At 69.9% G+C, this 17387-nt stretch carries 12 protein-coding genes; 6 read left to right on the top strand and 6 right to left on the bottom strand.

Features of this window, described 5'->3' with window-relative positions; all coding sequences use genetic code 11:
- Window positions 1–9: 9 nt before the first annotated feature.
- From OG792_RS16830 to OG792_RS16850, 5 genes are read left to right on the top strand one after another with little or no spacing between them, the layout of a single operon-like run.
- Window positions 10–1281 (top strand): sugar ABC transporter substrate-binding protein, encoded by a 1272-nt coding sequence (locus OG792_RS16830; RefSeq protein WP_329110685.1) that lies wholly within the window; start codon window positions 10–12, stop codon window positions 1279–1281.
- A gap of 2 nt (window positions 1282–1283) precedes the next feature.
- Complete coding sequence (locus OG792_RS16835) at window positions 1284–2246, top strand: carbohydrate ABC transporter permease (protein WP_329110686.1); 963 nt, start codon at window positions 1284–1286, stop codon at window positions 2244–2246.
- A 2-nt stretch (window positions 2247–2248) separates the two neighbouring features.
- Window positions 2249–3103, top strand: a complete 855-nt coding sequence (locus OG792_RS16840) for a carbohydrate ABC transporter permease (RefSeq protein WP_329110687.1) — start codon at window positions 2249–2251, stop codon at window positions 3101–3103.
- A gap of 47 nt (window positions 3104–3150) precedes the next feature.
- Window positions 3151–4695, top strand: coding sequence for a glucoamylase family protein (locus tag OG792_RS16845; RefSeq protein ID WP_329110689.1), 1545 nt, complete (start codon window positions 3151–3153; stop codon window positions 4693–4695).
- Window positions 4692–6539 (top strand): GH39 family glycosyl hydrolase, encoded by a 1848-nt coding sequence (locus OG792_RS16850; RefSeq protein WP_329110690.1) that lies wholly within the window; start codon window positions 4692–4694, stop codon window positions 6537–6539. The genes OG792_RS16845 and OG792_RS16850 overlap by 4 nt, the downstream gene beginning before the upstream one ends.
- Before the next feature lie 108 nt (window positions 6540–6647).
- Here OG792_RS16850 and OG792_RS16855 read toward each other — a convergent pair whose 3' ends face one another.
- Window positions 6648–8237, bottom strand: coding sequence for a phospholipase D family protein (locus OG792_RS16855; protein ID WP_329111300.1), 1590 nt, complete (start codon window positions 8235–8237; stop codon window positions 6648–6650).
- A 308-nt stretch (window positions 8238–8545) separates the two neighbouring features.
- On the opposite strand from OG792_RS16855, the gene OG792_RS16860 reads away from it, so the two are divergent.
- Window positions 8546–10606 (top strand): glycosyl hydrolase family 28-related protein, encoded by a 2061-nt coding sequence (locus OG792_RS16860; protein WP_329110691.1) that lies wholly within the window; start codon window positions 8546–8548, stop codon window positions 10604–10606.
- Window positions 10607–10770: 164 nt separating this feature from the next.
- Here the strand turns inward: OG792_RS16860 and OG792_RS16865 are convergent, their stop codons facing one another.
- The 5 genes from OG792_RS16865 to ahcY all read right to left on the bottom strand — a co-directional run bounded on the left by OG792_RS16865 (window position 10771) and on the right by ahcY (window position 17383).
- Window positions 10771–11973, bottom strand: a complete 1203-nt coding sequence (locus OG792_RS16865; RefSeq protein ID WP_329110692.1) for an SGNH/GDSL hydrolase family protein — start codon at window positions 11971–11973, stop codon at window positions 10771–10773.
- A 166-nt stretch (window positions 11974–12139) separates the two neighbouring features.
- Window positions 12140–13588, bottom strand: a complete 1449-nt coding sequence (locus tag OG792_RS16870) for an endo-1,4-beta-xylanase (protein ID WP_329110693.1) — start codon at window positions 13586–13588, stop codon at window positions 12140–12142.
- Between the two features lie 448 nt (window positions 13589–14036).
- Complete coding sequence (locus tag OG792_RS16875; protein WP_329110694.1) at window positions 14037–15407, bottom strand: permease prefix domain 1-containing protein; 1371 nt, start codon at window positions 15405–15407, stop codon at window positions 14037–14039.
- Window positions 15404–15778 (bottom strand): PadR family transcriptional regulator, encoded by a 375-nt coding sequence (locus OG792_RS16880; protein WP_329110695.1) that lies wholly within the window; start codon window positions 15776–15778, stop codon window positions 15404–15406. Before OG792_RS16880 ends, OG792_RS16875 begins: the two co-directional genes overlap by 4 nt.
- Window positions 15779–15922: 144 nt before the next feature.
- The gene (gene ahcY / locus OG792_RS16885) at window positions 15923–17383 is read right to left on the bottom strand and encodes an adenosylhomocysteinase (protein WP_329110696.1); all 1461 of its coding nucleotides are present in this window, start codon (window positions 17381–17383) and stop codon (window positions 15923–15925) included.
- Between the last annotated feature and the right edge of the window lie 4 nt (window positions 17384–17387).

Raw genomic sequence — 17387 nt, forward strand, 5'->3', positions numbered from 1 at the left:
AGGTACGAGATGAGGAGAAAGCACCGGCGGCTCGCCGTCGTTGCCACGGTCGCACTGGCCGCGTCGGTCGCCCTGACCGGCTGCGGCCGCGACTCGGGCGGCGGCGGCGAGCAGGCGCGGCCCGTCGGCGAGGGCAGGGCGAGCGGTGACATCACCGTCTGGGCGATGGGCGCCGAGGGCGAGAAGCTCGCCGACTTCGCGAAGGAGTTCTCCACCGAGAACCCCGACGCGAAGGTCTCCGTGACGGCGGTGCCGTGGGACGCGGCGCACCAGAAGATCGCCAGTGCGATCGCCGCGAAGCAGACGCCCGACGTCTCGATGATCGGCACCACCTGGCAGGGCGAGTTCGCCAGGACCGGCGCCCTCGACCCGACGCCCGACATCGTCAAGAAGGACGACTTCTTCCCCGGAGCCTGGGACACCACCCTGGTCGACAACACGTCCTACGGCGTCCCCTGGTACGTCGAAACCCGGCTGATCTACTACCGGAAGGACCTGGCGGCGCAGGCCGGCTTCCCCGACGCTCCGAAGTCGTGGGACGAGCTCAAGGCGATGGCCAGGGGCATGAAGGAGAAGGCCGGCGCCACCTGGGGCCTGAACCTCCAGCCCGGCAAGACCGGCAGCTGGCAGTCGGTGCTGCCGTTCGCCTGGTCCAACGGCGCGACCGTGGCGACGCAGGACGCGCTCACGTTCGACAACCCCGAGTTCACCGAGGCGCTCGCCTACTACCAGTCGTTCTTCACCGACGGGCTGTCGCCGACCGATCTGCCCGAGGGTTCACTGGAGCCGGGCTTCGTCAAGGGCGAGATCGGCGCGTTCATCTCCGGCCCGTGGCACGTCGGCATCCTCAACGAACAGGGCGGCGCCGGCTTCGCCGACCGGTACGCGGTCGCACCGATGCCGATGCGGAAGTCCTCGACCTCGTTCATCGGCGGCAGCAACCTCGCCGTGTTCTCCGACGCCGAGAACCGGGACGGCGGCTGGAAGTTCGTCCAGTGGCTGAGCCGCCCCGAGGTGCAGGTCAAGTGGTACGACGCGGTCAAGGACCTGCCGGCGGTGCAGTCGGCGTGGGACGACCCGAAGCTGTCCGGTGACCCGTTCCTCGCCACGTTCGGCCGGCAGCTCGACAACGCGAAGGCGCCACCGGCGATCCCGACCTGGGAGCAGATCGCGGCCGCGTTCGACATCGAGGTCGAGAAGCTCTGCAAGTCGAACACCGATCCGGCGGCGACGGCAAAGGCCATCCAGGAGAAGGCCGGCGCCATCGGAACCGGGAGCTGACGATGGCCAGCGCCCCTACGGCGACGGCACCGGCGCGGCCGACCGGGGCAACCGCCCCCGACCGGCCCGCCGGGGCGGTCCGGCGGCGGCAGCGCCTGCGGCGGGCGCTGACGGGCTGGGCCTTCTCCACCCCGTTCGCCGTGCTGTTCCTGGTCTTCATGGCGGTGCCGGTGGTGGTGTCGCTGGTCATGAGCTTCACCGACCTGCGCTCCACCGACCTGCGCAACCCGCTCGCGGTCAACTTCGTCGGCCTCGACAACTACGCCCGCCTCTTCGGCGACGACCTGTTCCTGCGCTCCTCGGTCAACACCCTCGTCTTCGTCGCGGTCGGTGTGCCGCTGACCATCGTGCTCGCGCTGGCCGCGGCGGTGGCGCTCAACTCGGGCCTGGTCCGCTTCCGGGCGCTGTTCCGGGTCGGTTTCTACCTGCCCGTGGTGACCAGCATCGTGGCGATCGCGGTGGTCTGGCGGTTCCTGCTCGACCCGGAGGTCGGCCTGGTCAACAACCTGCTCCGGCTGGTCGGGGTCGACGGGCCGAGCTGGCTGTTCGACCCGAAGCTGGCGCTGCCGTCGCTGATCGTGATGGCGGCCTGGCGCAACCTCGGCTTCCTGATGGTGATCTTCCTGGCCGGGTTGCAGACCGTGCCGGCCGAGCTGTACGAGGCGGCGACGCTCGACGGCGCCACCCGCTGGCAGCAGTTCCGCCGCCTCACCCTGCCGCTGCTGCGCCCGACGCTGCTGTTCGGCGGCGTGGTCACCGGCATCGGCTACCTCCAACTGTTCGAGGAACCGTTCGTCATGACCCAGGGCGGACCGCTGTCGTCGACCCTGTCGGTCAGCTACCACATCTACAACCAGTTCGGGTTCGGCAACTACGGCTACGCGGCCGCCGGCAGCTACGTGCTCTTCGTGGCAATCGTCGGGCTGTCGCTGGTGCAGTTCCGCCTGCTCGGATCGAGGGACTGACGATGGCCACCACACCCACCGCGCGCGGGCTGCGGCAACGCGACCGCGTCGCCCGTACCGTGCTGCACGTCGTGTTGGGCCTCGGCCTGCTCGCCGTCGTCGGACCGTTCGTCTGGATGGCCCTCTCGTCGGTCAAGCCCGAGGCGGAGATCCGGGAGGTACCACCGACCTGGTGGCCGGAGACGGTCACGCTCGACAACTTCCGCGAGCTGTTCTCCCGGCTCGACTTCCCGCTCTACTTCTTCAACTCGGCACTGGTCGCGACGGCCGTGACCGTGGGCAACCTGTTCTTCTGCTCACTGCTCGGGTACGCGCTGGCCAAGCTCAGGTATCCGGGAAAGCGGCTGCTGTTCCTGGTCGTGCTCGGCATGCTCATGGTGCCCGGCATGGTGACCTTCGTGCCGCAGTTCGTGCTGGTCAGCAACATGGGCCTGACCAACACCTACGCCGGCCTGATCCTGCCGTTCCTCGCCGGCCCGTTCGGCGTCTTCCTCATGCGGCAGTTCCTCCAGTCGATCCCCGACGACCTGATCGAGGCGGCCCGGGTCGACGGCGCCGGTGAGTTCCGCATCTTCTGGCGGGTGGTGTTGCCGCTGTGCCGGCCGGCGCTGGCCACCCTCGGGATCCTCACGTTCCTCGCGTCCTGGAACAACTTCCTCTGGCCGCTGGTGGTCGCCACCACGGAGGACAAATACACCCTGCCGGTGGCCCTCGCGCTCTACAGCGTCGGCCAGAACCGTACCGACTTCGGCCTGCTGCTCGCGGGCGCGGTCGTGGTCGTACTGCCGGTACTGGTGGTGTTCCTGTTCCTCCAGCGGCACTTCCTGCGCGGCATCGCGACCACCGGACTCAAGTAGGCCGACCGGACTGAAAGCCGACCGGACTGAAACAGGTAAGGAGACCCATGCGACGTCTGCTCGCTCCCCTCACCGCGATCGTGCTGCTGCTCGCCAGCGGTTCCGTCGCCGTCGCGGCGCCCGACACCGGTGGCGCCGACCGGGCGCTGCTCGGCTACGCCAGGGACACCTGGCGCTCGATGGTCGCCATGACCGACCCCGCGACCGGTCTGGTCGCCGACAACATCAGCGGTGACCTCGCGGTCGGCGGCCGGTCCACGTACACGTCGCCGACGAACATCGGCGGCTACCTGTGGTCGGCGGTCGTCGCCCGCGAGCTCGGGATCATCTCCCACCGGGAGGCCCGCGACCGGATCGCGAAGACCCTCGACACGCTCGCTGGTCTCGACCACCACACGACCAGCGGCATGTACTACAACTGGTACGACCCCCGCGACGGCTCGGTCGTCCGGACCTGGCCCGACGACGGGAGCACCATCTACCCGTTCCTGTCGAGTGTGGACAACGGTTGGCTCGCCGCCGCGCTCAACGTGGTCAAGGGCGGGGTGCCGGAGCTGCGCGGCAAGGCCGACGGCATCCTGCGGAAGATGAACTTCGGGTTCTACTACAACCCGGCCGCGTCGACCCCGTTCGGCGCGAGCGGCCTGATCGCCGGCGGCTTCTGGGACGCCGCTCCGCCGGGTTGCTCGCAGCAGCGCGACGGTGTCTGGTTCACCTGCAACCACTACGACATCACGGTGACCGAGCCGCGCATCGCGACCTACCTCGGCATCGCCGCCGGGCAGATTCCGCCCGCGGCCTACTACCACACCATGCGTACGCTGCCGGCCACCTGCGACTGGAGCTGGCACGAGATGCAGCCGGTCGGCTTCGACACCAGCCACGAGGGCGTGCCGGTCTACGAGGGCGCCTACCGCTACCGGGGCATCCAGTTCGTGCCGAGCTGGGGCGGGGACATGTTCGAGGCGCTGATGCCGGACCTGTTCGTACCGGAGGCGCGCTGGGCACCGAACAGCTGGGGTCGCAACCACCCGGCGACCGTCGCCGGGCAGATCGAACACGGTCTGAACGACGCCGGCTACGGCTACTGGGGCTTCTCCCCCGCCAGTGACCCGGCCGGCGGGTACATGGCCTGGGGCGTCGATGCCATGGGCATGGACACCGACGGCTATCCGTCCGACGTGGAGCGGTCGAAGTACGACGCCGGCTTCGGTGACTGCCGCCCGGCCGGCCCGGCGCCCGACTACGGCGACGGCGTGGTGACCCCGCACGCGGCGTTCCTCGCCCTGCCGTACGCCAAGGGCCCGGTCGTCGACAACCTGGCCCGGCTCAAGGCCAACTTCGACTCCTACGGCCCCGGCGGCTTCTACGACGCGATAGCGGTCGGCAGCGGCGCCGTGGCCAGGCGCTACCTGTCGCTCGACCAGGCGATGATCATGGCCGCGCTCGGCAACGAACTGGCCGACGACCTGATCCGGCGGACGTTCGTCTCGCCGCAGTTCGAACGCCGGATCCGGCCCCTGATCGCGAAGGAGACGTTCAACGTGCCCGCACACCAGCAACTGCCGCAGCTAAGGGGGTCCCGCTCATGACGGTCGGCGACATCGCCGCGCAGGCGCGGGCACAGTGGGTCGAGCTGATGGGCAGCGGCGGGGCGCAGGACCGCGCACCCGGCGAGGCGGTCGTGGCCGACCTGCCCGCGCCCACCGGGCTCGTCGCGGTCGGCGGCCGTGGGCAGGTCACCGTCGGCTGGGACCCGGTCGAGGGCGCCATCGGGTACGCGGTGCACCGTGCGACCAGTTCCACCGGTCCGTTCTCCGTGGTCGACCACGGCGGCGGCGACGTCCTCGCCGTACCGCACGGCCCCTACGCGGACACGACGGTCGAGCCCGGCCGCGAATACTGGTACGCCGTCGCGCCGCTGGCCACGGTGACCGCCATGGGCCCGCTGGGTGTCCCGGTGAAGGGCGGTGCGTTCGGCGCGCCGGAGTCGGTGGCCCCGCTGCTGGTGGAGGTGGCGGCCGACGGGGACGACGGTGTGCTCCCCCGGCCGTGGCAGTTCATGGTCGGCTCCGAGCACCTGTCCCACCTGCTCAGCACCGAGCGCACCGGGGGCCGGGAGATCGGTTCGGAGCTGCGCGAGGCGCTGCGGCGTACGCACGACGCGCTCGGCGTGGCGACCGTACGCGCCCACGGCATCCTCTGCGACGACCTCGGCGTCTACCGCGAGGTCGACGGCGAGCCGGTGCACGACTTCACCGGCGTCGACCGGGTCTACGACACGGTGCGGGAGTTGGGGATGCGGCCGATCGTCGAGCTCGGCTTCATGCCGCGTGATCTGGCTGTCGACCCGGAGAAGACGGTCTTCGCCTATCGGGGGATCATTTCCCCGCCGAAGGACTGGAACCGCTGGGCCGACCTGGTACGGGCACTCGTCACGCACCTGGTCGACCGCTACGGACTCGACGAGGTACGCGACAACTGGGCGTTCGAGGTCTGGAACGAGGCCAACCTGTCGGTGTTCTGGTCGGGCACCCCGGCCGACTACTGGTGGCTCTACGAGGTGACCGCACAGGCGGTGAAGGACGTCGACCCCGGCCTGCGGGTCGGCGGGCCGGCGACGGCCGCGGTCGGGTGGGTCGACGAGCAGTTGCTGGTCGACGCCCCGGTCGACTTCCTGTCCACCCACATCTACGGCAGCCCGCCACTGGACCTGCGCGGTCTGGCCAACCGGCGGGGCCGACCCGACCTGCCGCTGTGGTGGACCGAGTGGGGGGTCACCGCGACCCACGGCGACGAGATCAACGACACCGTGTTCGCGGCGACCTTCCTGCTGCGCGGGATGCGTTCGGCCGCCGGGCGGATCGAGTCACTGGCGCCGTGGGTGGCCTCGGACCACTTCGAGGAGTTGGGCCGGCCGACGAGGTTCCTGCACGGCGGGTTCGGGCTGTTGACGGTTGGCAACCTGGCGAAGCCGAAGTTCTGGGCACTGTCGCTGGCCCAGCGGCTCGGTGACACCGCGCTGCCGGCGGCGGTGTCGGGCGACGGCGCCAACGGCCTGGTCGAGTCGTGGACCGGCCGGGGCGGCGACGGCACGGTCGGCGTACTGGTGTGGAACGGCACGCTCGACCACTCTCGGCGCGACGGCGATCCGGCGCTCGACCGGTCGGTCCGGGTGCGGGTCACCGGGCTCGCCGACCGGGCACATGAGCTGCGGGTGTGGCGGGTCGACGCGGACCACGGGAACGTGGCGGGCCGGTGGCGGGAGATGGGCGGCGGCGACTGGCCGACCGACGAGCAGTGGGCCGTCCTCGCGGCCGACGACCGGCTCGACCCCGCCGCGACGGGGACGGTGGAGCCCGTCGACGGCGTCGTGGAGGTGCCGCTGGACCTGTCGAACCCGTCGATAGCGCTGGTGGAGCTGGTCCCGCGCTGAGCGTACGGAGCGTACGGAGGCCCCCTGCGACCGGTTCGTCGCGCAGGGGGCCTCGCCGTCGGATGGGTCTCGCTACCAGGTGCCGCCCCGCCGGGCGGGGCCGGCTACCTACCAGGTGCCGCCCCGCCGGGCGTGCCAGGGGCGCCCGTCCGGGTCGTATACCAGGCGGTAGATCGGCAGCGCCCAGATCCGGGTCCACCAGCGCAGCCGTTCCGGCTTGTGCGGGCGCAGCCGCCCCGGCGGCCGGGGTCCGTGGCGGCCGCCGTCGTACCACGCCTGTACGGCCGCCGCACCATCCACGATGGCGCGTACGGCCTGTTCCGGGTCGAGCAGGTCGTCGTCCTCGCTGCCGTCGGTGGCCCGGTCCAGGTGCTCGCGCCACAGTCGCAGCCGCAGTTCACGGGCGAACAGGCGGGCCCCGTCGCCGAGCCCCGGCGGATCGGTTGGCGCCCGTACGTCGGCCGTCTCGTCGAGTACGGCGCACGACAGTTCGCTGTCGTGGGTCCACGAGCGACGGTTGAAGTTGTCGCTGCCCACGCTCGCCCAGACGTCGTCCACCACGCACACCTTGGCGTGTACGTAGACCGGGTCGCCGGCCCGGTTCTCCACGTCGAAGACGTGCACCCGCTCGGGCGCGGCCCGCTCGCAGAGGGCGATCGCCTGTTCCCGGCCCACCATGTTCGGCGGCAGGGCCAGCCGGCCGTCCACGTCGGGGTAACGCGGCACCACGGCGACCAGGTGCAGGTCGGGGTTGTCGCGCAGCGCGGCGGCGAACAGGTCGGCCACCTCGGTCGACCAGAGGTACTGGTCCTCCAGGTAGATCAGCTTCCGGGCCCGGTGGATCGCCTTGGTGTAGCCACGGGCCACCGTGCGCTCGCCGTCCGGGGCGAACGAGTAGCGCGGCCGGACGGCCGGATAGGTGCGCAGCACCTGGATGTGGTGCGGCCCGCAGGGCGGTGGGTCGGGCGGTTGTTCCGGCAGTGGATCGGGTCGCAGGTCGGCGCCGCGCAGCCGGTCCCGCAGGTACGCCATCGGGTTCTCCGAGTCCAGCGGCATCGGATCGGTCCAGCGTTCCCGGAAGACGGTGTCCAGCGCACCGACCACCGGCCCCCGGACGGCGAGTTGCACGTCGTGCCAGGGCGGGTGGTCGCCGTAGCGGGGCGACATCGCCACCGCCTGCGGGTCGCCCCGGTGGTCGGCGTCGTCGCGCCGGCTGTGGCACAGGTCGATCCCACCGGCGAAGGCGATGTCCCGCTCCGGCGCGTCCGGATGTCGCAGCACGACGAGCTTTTGGTGGTGCGAGCCGCCCCGCCGGACCCGCTGGTCGAGCAGTACCTCACCGCCGGCGGCCGAGACCGCCTCGCTGAGGTTGCGGTTCTCGTCCTCGCTGTACTGGAGCCGGTCCAGGTGTGAGCGCCAGATCAGGCCCTTGACCAGCACACCGCGCTGGGCGGCCCGACAGAACAACTCGGACACGGTTGGACCGTCGGGGCGCATCCGCTGGTCCGGGTCGCCCCGCCAGTCGGTGAAGAACAGGTGGTCGCCGGCCCGCAACGCCTCGACCTCGGTCACCAGCCGATCGAAGTACGCCGCGCCGTGTACCAGGGGTTCGGCCTGGTTTCCACTGGTGGAGGTGGGCAGGCGGGAGGTCGGGTTGGCGCGTTCCCGCGCGCTGAGGAACCAGTCCTCCGTCGCCACCTGCCAGCCCTCCGGGGTCGAGTACGCCCTCACCGTATGCCGACGGTGCCGGGCCGCGCACCCCGAGGCCGGCCGAGCGAGGTGGCCGGGTCCGGTCGGACGATATCGGGTTTCGAATGTCGACAATGGTCCCGAATTACACGACAAAGTTGCGCTTGAATATTGACAGAATTCTGCAATAACATGACGGCATTCAGCTCTGTTTCATGTCTGTGAACGTAGCGTGACGACTCTGCGGCCACCACGGAGCACGCTCCGCCGTTGAGCGTCGGCTCACCGTCACCGTCCCGAGAGAAACGAGTAATTCGATGTCACGGAGCATCATCGGAGTTACGGCGAGGTGGTCCACGCGGCCATCGCGCTGGGTCGCCGCGACGGCAGCGGTCGGCCTCAGCCTGGTCGCCGGTGGCGGCGCCGGCACCGCGTACGCCGACGCGGGGACACAGACCGTTCCGGCGGCGGTGGTGACGCGCGCGGGACTCGACCCGTCACTGGTCGCCGGCCGGGGTGCGAACGTCGACTTCCTCGAACAGGAGGCGGAGAACGCCCGGACCAACGGCGTGGTCATCGGGCCGGACCGGGCCGCGTACACGCTGCCGTCGGAGGCGTCCGGCCGCAAGGCGGTCAAGCTGACCCCCGGACAGTACGTCGAGTTCACCCTGCCGAAGGCGGCGAACGCGATCACGGTCCGCTACAGCATTCCGGACGCGCCGAACGGCGGCGGCATCACCGCACCGCTCAACGTCACGGTGAACGGCGGAGCGAAGAAGACGATCACCCTCACCTCCGAGTTCGCCTGGCTCTACAACCAGTACCCGTTCACCAACGACCCGAACGCGGACCTGCTGCACCCGGACTGGTGGATCACCGAATGCGCCTGCGTACCGGCGGCCACCACGCCGACCCCGACGATCGCCAAGCCGTTCCGCCCGATGCACTTCTACGACGAGCAGCGCCTGCTGCTCGGCCAGACCTACCGCGCGGGTGACCGGGTCCGGCTCAGCGTGCCGGCCGGCAGCAACGCCGCCTGGACGGTCATCGACCTGCTCGACTCGCAACTCGTCGCCCCGCCGAAGGTCCGGCTGATCGCGGCGAACGTGCTGGCGTTCGGCGCGGACCCGACCGGTCGGCGCGACTCGGCCGCCGCGTTCGACCGGGCGATCGGGTTCGCCAAGCTCACCCGCCTCAAGGTCTACGTTCCGCCGGGCACCTACCAGGTGAACCGGCACATCATCGTCGACGACGTGACGATCGAGGGCGCCGGCAACTGGTACACGATCATCAAGGGCCGGGAGGTGGCCCTCGACCCGCCGGCCCCCGACGGCTCGGTGCACACCGGTGTCGGCTTCTACGGCAGGGACGCCGCGGACGGCGGGAGCGACAACGTCCACCTGTCCGACTTCGCCATCGAGGGCGACGTACGCGAGCGGATCGACACCGACCAGGTGAACGCCATCGGCGGCGCGATGAGCAACTCGACCATCGACGGGCTGCACATCCGCCACACCAAGGTCGGTCTCTGGTTCGACGGCCCGATGACCAACGTACGGGTCACCAACAACGTCATCGTCGACCAGATCGCCGACGCGCTGAACTTCCACATCGGCGTGACGAACTCGCGGGTGTCGAACAACTTCGTCCGCAACACCGGTGACGACGGCCTGGCCATGTGGTCCGAGACGACCGCGAACGCCAACAACACGTTCGACCACAACACCGTGCAGACCCCGACGCTGGCCAACGGCATCGCGATCTACGGCGGCACCGACAACACGGTGTCGAACAACCTGGTCGCCGACCCGATCCGGGAGGGCAGCGGCATCCAGATCGGTTCCCGCTTCGGCGCCCAGCCGTTCGCCGGGCACCTGTGGATCACGAACAACACGGTGGTCCGTGCCGGGACGTACGAGCTGAACTGGAACATCGGCCTGGGTGCCATCTGGATCTACGCGCTGGAGAAGAACATCGACGCGGACATCCGGGTCACCGGTGACCACTACCTCGACAGCACCTACAACGCGATCATGCTGGTCAGCGAGTGGTCGGTGAAGGACCTCTACTCGGTCACGAACGCCCACTTCAAGGACATCAGGGTCGACGGTACGGGCACCTCGGTGGTCAGCGCCCGCGTCTCCGGGGCGGCGTCGTTCGAGAACGTCGACGCCCGCAACGTCGGTGCGGTCGGCGTCAACAACTGCGGGTCGTTCAACTTCCCGCCGACCGGTTCCGAGTTCTCCCTGACCGACCTCGGCGGCAACGACGGGGGCGGCACCACCGGACCCTGGCTCGCCGCCTGGGAACTGCCGAACACCATCACCTGCGACGACCGCCCGCCGGTTGTCGTACCGCCGGCACCGTCCGCCTGGTAACAGCGGCCGACGGGCACGGGCCGGGCGAGCGCTCGGGGTACGCCGAACCCGAGCGCTCGCCCACCGACCGGTTGCCCGGACGGCGGAGAAGGGCCCTCGCTGAAAACCGAGAACAGTCAGCCGAAGCCGAGATCGGTCGGTCGGGATCGGTCGGTCGGGATCGGTCAGTCGAAGCCGAAGCCGGGCGGGAGCGGTTTCCGCCGGAACAACCGCGCCGGTACCGCATCCGCCAGTGCCCGGTACCCGGCCGGGTTCAGGTGCAGGTGATCCCCGGTGTCGAAGGCCGGCAGCAGCCGCCGGGGGTTTCGCGGGTCATGGGTCGCCCGGTCGAAGTCGAGCACGGCGTCGAACCGGCCACCGGTACGGATCCAGTCGTTGACCCTCCGACGAGCCGCCTGGCGGCACCCGGCCGGGTCGTCGTACCCGGGGTGGCCGCCGAACGGCGGCAACGTCGCGCCGTACACGCGGATGCCGTGCGCGTGCGACCGGGTGACGATCTGCTCGTACGCGACGATCAGATCGTCGGTCACCCGCTTCTGCGCGGCCCCGGTGGGCTCGGCGGTGCCGATGTCGTTGACCCCCTCGAACACGACCAGCCACTCGACCCCACTGTGCGCCAGCACGTCGCGGTCGAGCCGGGCCAGGGCGTTCGGTCCCAGCCCGTCGTCGAGCACCCGGTTGCCACCGGCCGCCTGGTTGAGGATGGCGACCTCCGACGTGGCCGGATCGGCCTGGAGCCGGTCGAGCAACCGGTCCGGCCAGCGGTCGTTCAGGTTCGTGGTGGACCCCCGACCGTCGGTCAGCGAGTCGCCCAGCATGACCGCCGCCGCCGTACCGCCACCGGACCACGCCTCGACCCCGCTGAGCAGGTACCAGTGGTCGGTCGGTGTCGCCGCCGGCAGGTCGGTCGCCGCGACGTGGTTGCCGGCGAGCAGGTACGACGTGGTCCTGGAGCCGGGATGCGAGGTGACCCGGTCGGACGCCTGCCCTTCGGCCAGGTAGACCGAGACGGTGAGATTGGACCGGGGTGCCACCTCGACGTCCAGCGAGTCGGAGACGGCCTGCGCCCCGACCGGTACGAGCACGGACCGCCGCCCGGAGAAGGTCACCGTACGGGAGGTCCCGGCCCGGATCCCGCTGACACCCGCCTGTCCGCCAACCGGCAGTGCGACGGCGACGGCCGTGATCGGCAGTGCGACGCCACCGAAGGCATTGGAGAACCGCAGCCGCAGTTGCCGGGCGCCCACCGACAGGTGCACGGTCTGCCGCAGGGTGGTGTCGGCGAACACCAGGTTGTCCCGGGTGAACGGCGGTGGTGGCAGGTTGTCGGGCTCCGTCGACTGCGGCATCGCCACCCAGGTGTGCACCCAGTGAGCAGTTGTCTCCGGATGGTCCGGACTCCCGGACGATTGCCACCGCATCCGGTCAACCCCCTTCACCCGGAGCCGGCGGCACCGGTCGCGGTCGTGTCCGAGGCGCCCGTGGTTCCGGTGCGCGGGGCGAGCGGTCCCCGCGCACCGGAACCGGTCGGGGTCAGCTCGCGCTACAGGTGGGTGTTCCACTCGGGGCGGTGCCGGTGCCCTGGAAGCCGACCTCGGTCACCTGGCCGGCGGTGAGCCGGCCGTTGTAGGCGACGTTGGTCAACTGGACGCTGCCGGTGTTGCCGCTGCGGGTCGTGTTCCAGGCGTTGGTGATCGCGGAACCGGCCGGCAGGGTCACCGTGACCGTCCAGCCGTTCGTCCCGGCCGAGCCGGCGGTCACCCGGATGGTGGTCACGAAACCGCCGGTCCAGGAGTTGTTCGACAGGGTCGCGGAGCAGCCGGCACCGCCGGGCGGCGGAGTCGTCGGCGGCGCGGTGGTCGGCGGCGGAGTGCCCGGCGGGGTCGTCGGCGGCGCGGTGGTCGGCGGCGTCGGCGGGGTGGTGACCGGGTTGCCGCCGGCGTTGAGCGCGTTCAGCGTGGAGGTGTACGCGGCCTTCTTGTTGCCGCTGCCGTCGAACAGCAGCGGGGTGCCGCTGGCGCGCCACGAGTCGGTGTCGCGGATGCCCCACACCGTGATCCCGGTGCACCGGGAGATGGCCAGGCACGCCGTGACCACCCGGCCGAAGCTGTTGGCCTGGGTGGTGCCGGAACCCTCGATGTCCAACTCGGTGATCTGTACGTCGACGCCCAGGTTCACGAACCGCTGGAGGTTGGCCTGGTAGTCGTTGGGCACCGGGCTCTGGCTGTTGAAGTGGGACTGGAACCCGACGCAGTCGATCGGTACGCCGCGCGCCTTGAAGTCCTGCACCATCGCGTACACGGCGTTGGACTTCGCGTTCTGCCCGTCGGTGTTGTAGTCGTTGTAGCAGAGCTTCGCGCCGGGGTCGGCGGCCCGAGCCGCACGGAACGCGGCCTCGATCCAGTCGTTGCCGGTGCGCTGGAGGTTCGAGTCGCGCCGGGCCCCGTTGCCACCGTCGGCGAACGCCTCGTTGACCACGTCCCAGGCGGAGATCTTGCCCCGGTAGTAGGTGGCGACCTGGGTGACGTGATTGAGCATCGCGTTGCGCAGGGCGGTGCCGCTCATGTTCTGGGCCCAGCCCGGCTGCTGTGAGTGCCAGGCCAGCGCGTGGCCGCGTACCTGTTGGCCGTTGGCCCGCGCGCTGTTGACGATGCGGTCGGCGTTGGCGTAGGTGAAGTTGCCCTGCGACGGCTCGGTCGCGTCCCACTTCATCTCGTTCTCGGCGGTGACGCTGTTGAACTCACGGTTCAGGATTCCGACGTAGGTGGTGTCGGAGAGCTTGTTGGCCGCGACCGCGGTGCCGAAGTACCGGCCCTTCTCGGCGGCCGAGGCACCCAGCGTCGTGCCGGCGCTGGCGGTGGGGGTGAAGGCGAAGATCGACACGCCGGCAACGAGGGTTGCCGCCGCGACGAGGACCAGCGCAAGGCGCGGGCCCGACCTCACCGCGGCCTGTCGGCCATGACGATCCGTGGTGTCGCTCATCTCTGTTGCCTCCGGACGGTTCAGGTGTGGGGACGGACCGGCGGGCGACGAACGCCAGCCGGCGGGTTGAAACGAACGGATGCGAAGTCGCCGGCCTCGCCCGGCTCGTAGCGGTGCCCACGCCCGGAGGGGCAAACCGCTACAGCATCGACCTGGCGTCTTCGGACCACCCAGTAGTCGACGCGCGCAGGCAGCGCCAACATGCCTGTCACGTCGTTCTCTGGATCCTGTGGAACAGTTGCGTGGGTCGATGTTAGCGGAAAGTTTCGGAAACTATCAATGGTCGCCCGCCACCGACTGTGCGGCCGAGGTTCGCACCGCCCGACGCGATGTCCGCGCCGGCAACCACGGTGGCCAGCTACGACATCTCCACGCACAGCGAGGCGAGTCCGGCTGGACGGCCGGTGGATCATCTTTGGTTTTCAGGGTATTACCGGTAACTACCGGCTCAGGCGAAGTTGAACACGAGCGGGAAGGCGAGGACGACCGTCCAGGCCCAGGCGGCGTACACGATCACGTAGCGGGTCTGCCAGAGCTCCAGTCGGGCGAACGGCATGCGGCCGCGTACGAACCCGAGGAAGAGCCATGCCGACCAGGCCAGGTTGGTGAGCAGGATGACGTTCTCGCCCAGTGCCGCGGACTTGTTGGGGCTGAAGCCCCACTCGGTGATCCGGCCGGTGATGGCCAGCAGCACCAGGACGTCGATGACGAGGGCGCTGGCGACGAGCGCGAGCTGTAGGCGGTCGAACAGGCCGGGCCGGGCCGTGAGGTCACGGGCGGAGATGGCGTACAGCAGCAGGCCGAGCACGATGACGAGCAGCAGGTCGAACAGGATGAGCGCATCGCGCTCGACGTCGATGCCGTTGTTGGTCCAGATGATGGCGACCAGGAAGGCCAGCAGGGTGGCCGCGAAGAGCGGCGTGAAGACGCGGGTCAGCACCGGTGCCATGTTCTCGATGACGCTCTGCTTGGCCTCGACCAGCCACGCCGACACGATGACCGCCGCCATGGCGCCACAGGGCAGCAGCCACGCCTCGATGAATCCCTCGGCGTTCAGGCCGATGGCCCGGAACGTGCCGGCCGTGAAGGCCGTGAGCACGCCGCCGCCGAGGGCGATCAGGGCAAAGTAGATCAGCCACTCCCCGGTGAACCGGATGAAGTCCATCCGCCGCCGGTCCGAACGCCAGTCACCGCCGACGTACGCGACGCCGACGACCAGCCACAGCGCGAGCGGCAGGTGGATCGCCGTGAGCACCAGGGTCTGCGAGTCGTCGGCCATCGGGTACGCGTTCGCGGCGACCCCGCCGAGCACGAACAGCAGCGCGAGTATCCCGATGACGTGCGGCCCGACCCGGCGTTGCCAGACGAAGTAGCCGGCCAGCGCCGGCAGTGCGAACAGGCTGAGGTTTCGCGCGTAGAAGGCGGCGTCGCCGTCGGAGAGGTCCAGCCCGAACCAGCCCGGCACCTTGATCGCGAGCGCCGCGGCGGCCGCGCAGAGCACCATGACCGGTAGCTCGCGGCGGGACCGGGCGGCGGTTGGTGCGTCGGGCTCACCGGGCAGCACGAGTTGCTTCCACAGCCGCTCGGAGTGCTCGCGGGCGAACTCCCGGGACAGCTCGTCGAGGCTGCCCATCCGTTTGACGGCGATGAGGAACGCCTCGTCGGCGTGCAGACCCGCCTCGGTCAGCTCGGTGATCCTGCTGCGGAGGTGGTCTTCCAGCTCATCGGCGTCGGTGTGGTGCAGCTCGCGGCGGCGGTGCGTGTACGCCCGCCACTCGGCGAGTTGGCCCTCCAACTCGTTGGTGCTGTCGGCGGTCATCGACCCGCCTCCCATGCCGGTGCGGTGATCGGCTTGATCGACTGTGCGGTACGCCAGACGCCCCGCAGGGCGTCCACGACCGCTGCCCACTGCCGGCGCTGCTCGGCGAGCTCGGCCCGGCCCTGGTCGGTGATCCGGTAGTACTTGCGTCGCCGTCCCCCGACCGGGGTCTCCCAGGCCGACTTGACGTGGCCGAGCCGCTCCAACCGGTGCAGCAGCGGGTAGAGCAGTCCGTCGGTCCACTCCAACTGCCCGCCCGACAGCTCGTTGACCTGCTTGAGGATGGCGTACCCGTAGCTGTCGCCTTCGGCGAGGATCCCGAGTACGAGCGGCGTCGCCGAGGCCGCGACGAGGTCCTTGGTGATGTGCACGTGGTCCCCTAACCCTAGAACTGCAATGCATAGTAGTTCTAGGTATCAGGGTCGCGCAATGCCGGTCGCGGCAGGTGGCGGTTGATGGAAAAGACCCGCCCCGGGAGCCGTACTCGACGGCACCCGGGGCGGGACGGGTCGGGGTCAGTACCGGTAGTGGTCCGCCTTGTACGGCCCCTCGACATCGACGCTGAGGTACTCGGCCTGCTTCTTCGTCAGCGTGGTCAGCCGTACCCCGAGCGCGTCCAGGTGCAGCCGGGCCACCTTCTCGTCCAGGTGCTTCGGCAGCACGTAGACGTCGTTGGCGTACTCGCCGGGCTTGGTGAACAGCTCGATCTGCGCCATCGCCTGGTTGGTGAACGAGTTGGACATGACGAAGCTCGGGTGGCCGGTGGCGTTGCCGAGGTTCATCAGCCGCCCCTCGGACAGGAGGATGATCGAGTGCCCGTCCGGGAACCGCCACTCGTGCACCTGGGGCTTGATCTCCACCCGCTCGATGCCCGGAATCCGGGCCAGGCCGGCCATGTCCACCTCAAGGTCGAAGTGGCCGACGTTGCCGACGATCGCGTTGTGCTTCATCTTGGCCATGTGCTCGGCCATGATGATGTCGGTGCCCCCGGTGGTGGTGATGAAGATGTCCCCGGTCGACACCACGTCCTCCAGCTCGACCACCTGGAGGCCCTCCATCGCGGCCTGGAGGGCGCAGATCGGGTCGATCTCGGTGACCACCACCCGGGCACCCTGGCCGCGCAGCGACTCGGCGGCGCCCTTGCCCACGTCGCCGTAGCCGCAGACGACGGCGAGCTTGCCGCCGAGCATCACGTCAGTGGCCCGGTTGAGGCCGTCGGCGAGCGAGTGCCGGATGCCGTACTTGTTGTCGAACTTCGACTTGGTCACCGAGTCGTTGACGTTGATCGCGGGGAACAGCAGTTGACCGCTCCGGGCGAGCCGGTAGAGCCGACCGACACCGTTGGTGGTCTCCTCGGTGACGCCGCGCATCTGGCCGACAACCCGGGTGAACCGCTGGTTGTCGGTGGCCAGGCTGTCGGCCAGGGTCTGCAAGATGAGCTTGTACTCGATGTGGTCGTCGGAGTCGGGCAGCGGTACGGCACCGGTCTTCTCGTACTCGAAACCCTTGTGTACGAGCAGGGTGGCGTCACCGCCGTCATCGACGATCATGTTCGGGCCCTGCCCGTCGCCGAAGTCGAACAGCTGCATGGTGCACCACCAGTACTCCTCCAGGGTCTCGCCCTTCCAGGCGAACACCGGCGTACCGACGGGCGCCTCGACCGTACCGCCGGGGCCGACGACGACCGCCGCGGCGGCCTCGTCCTGGGTGGAGAAGATGTTGCAGGACACCCAGCGGACCTGCGCGCCGAGCGCGACGAGGGTCTCGATCAGCACGGCGGTCTGGATGGTCATGTGCAGCGAGCCGGCGACCCGTGCCCCGCGCAGCGGCTGGGCGTCGGCGAACTCGCGCCGGATCGCCATCAGACCGGGCATCTCGTGTTCGGCCAGGCGCATCTGGTGCCGACCGGCCGTGGCGAGCGACAGGTCCGCCACCGCGAAGTCGACACCGTTGATCTCTTGCCGTCTGACGTTCATGGAT

Source organism: Micromonospora sp. NBC_01699, assembly GCF_036250065.1.
GTDB lineage: Bacteria > Actinomycetota > Actinomycetes > Mycobacteriales > Micromonosporaceae > Micromonospora_G.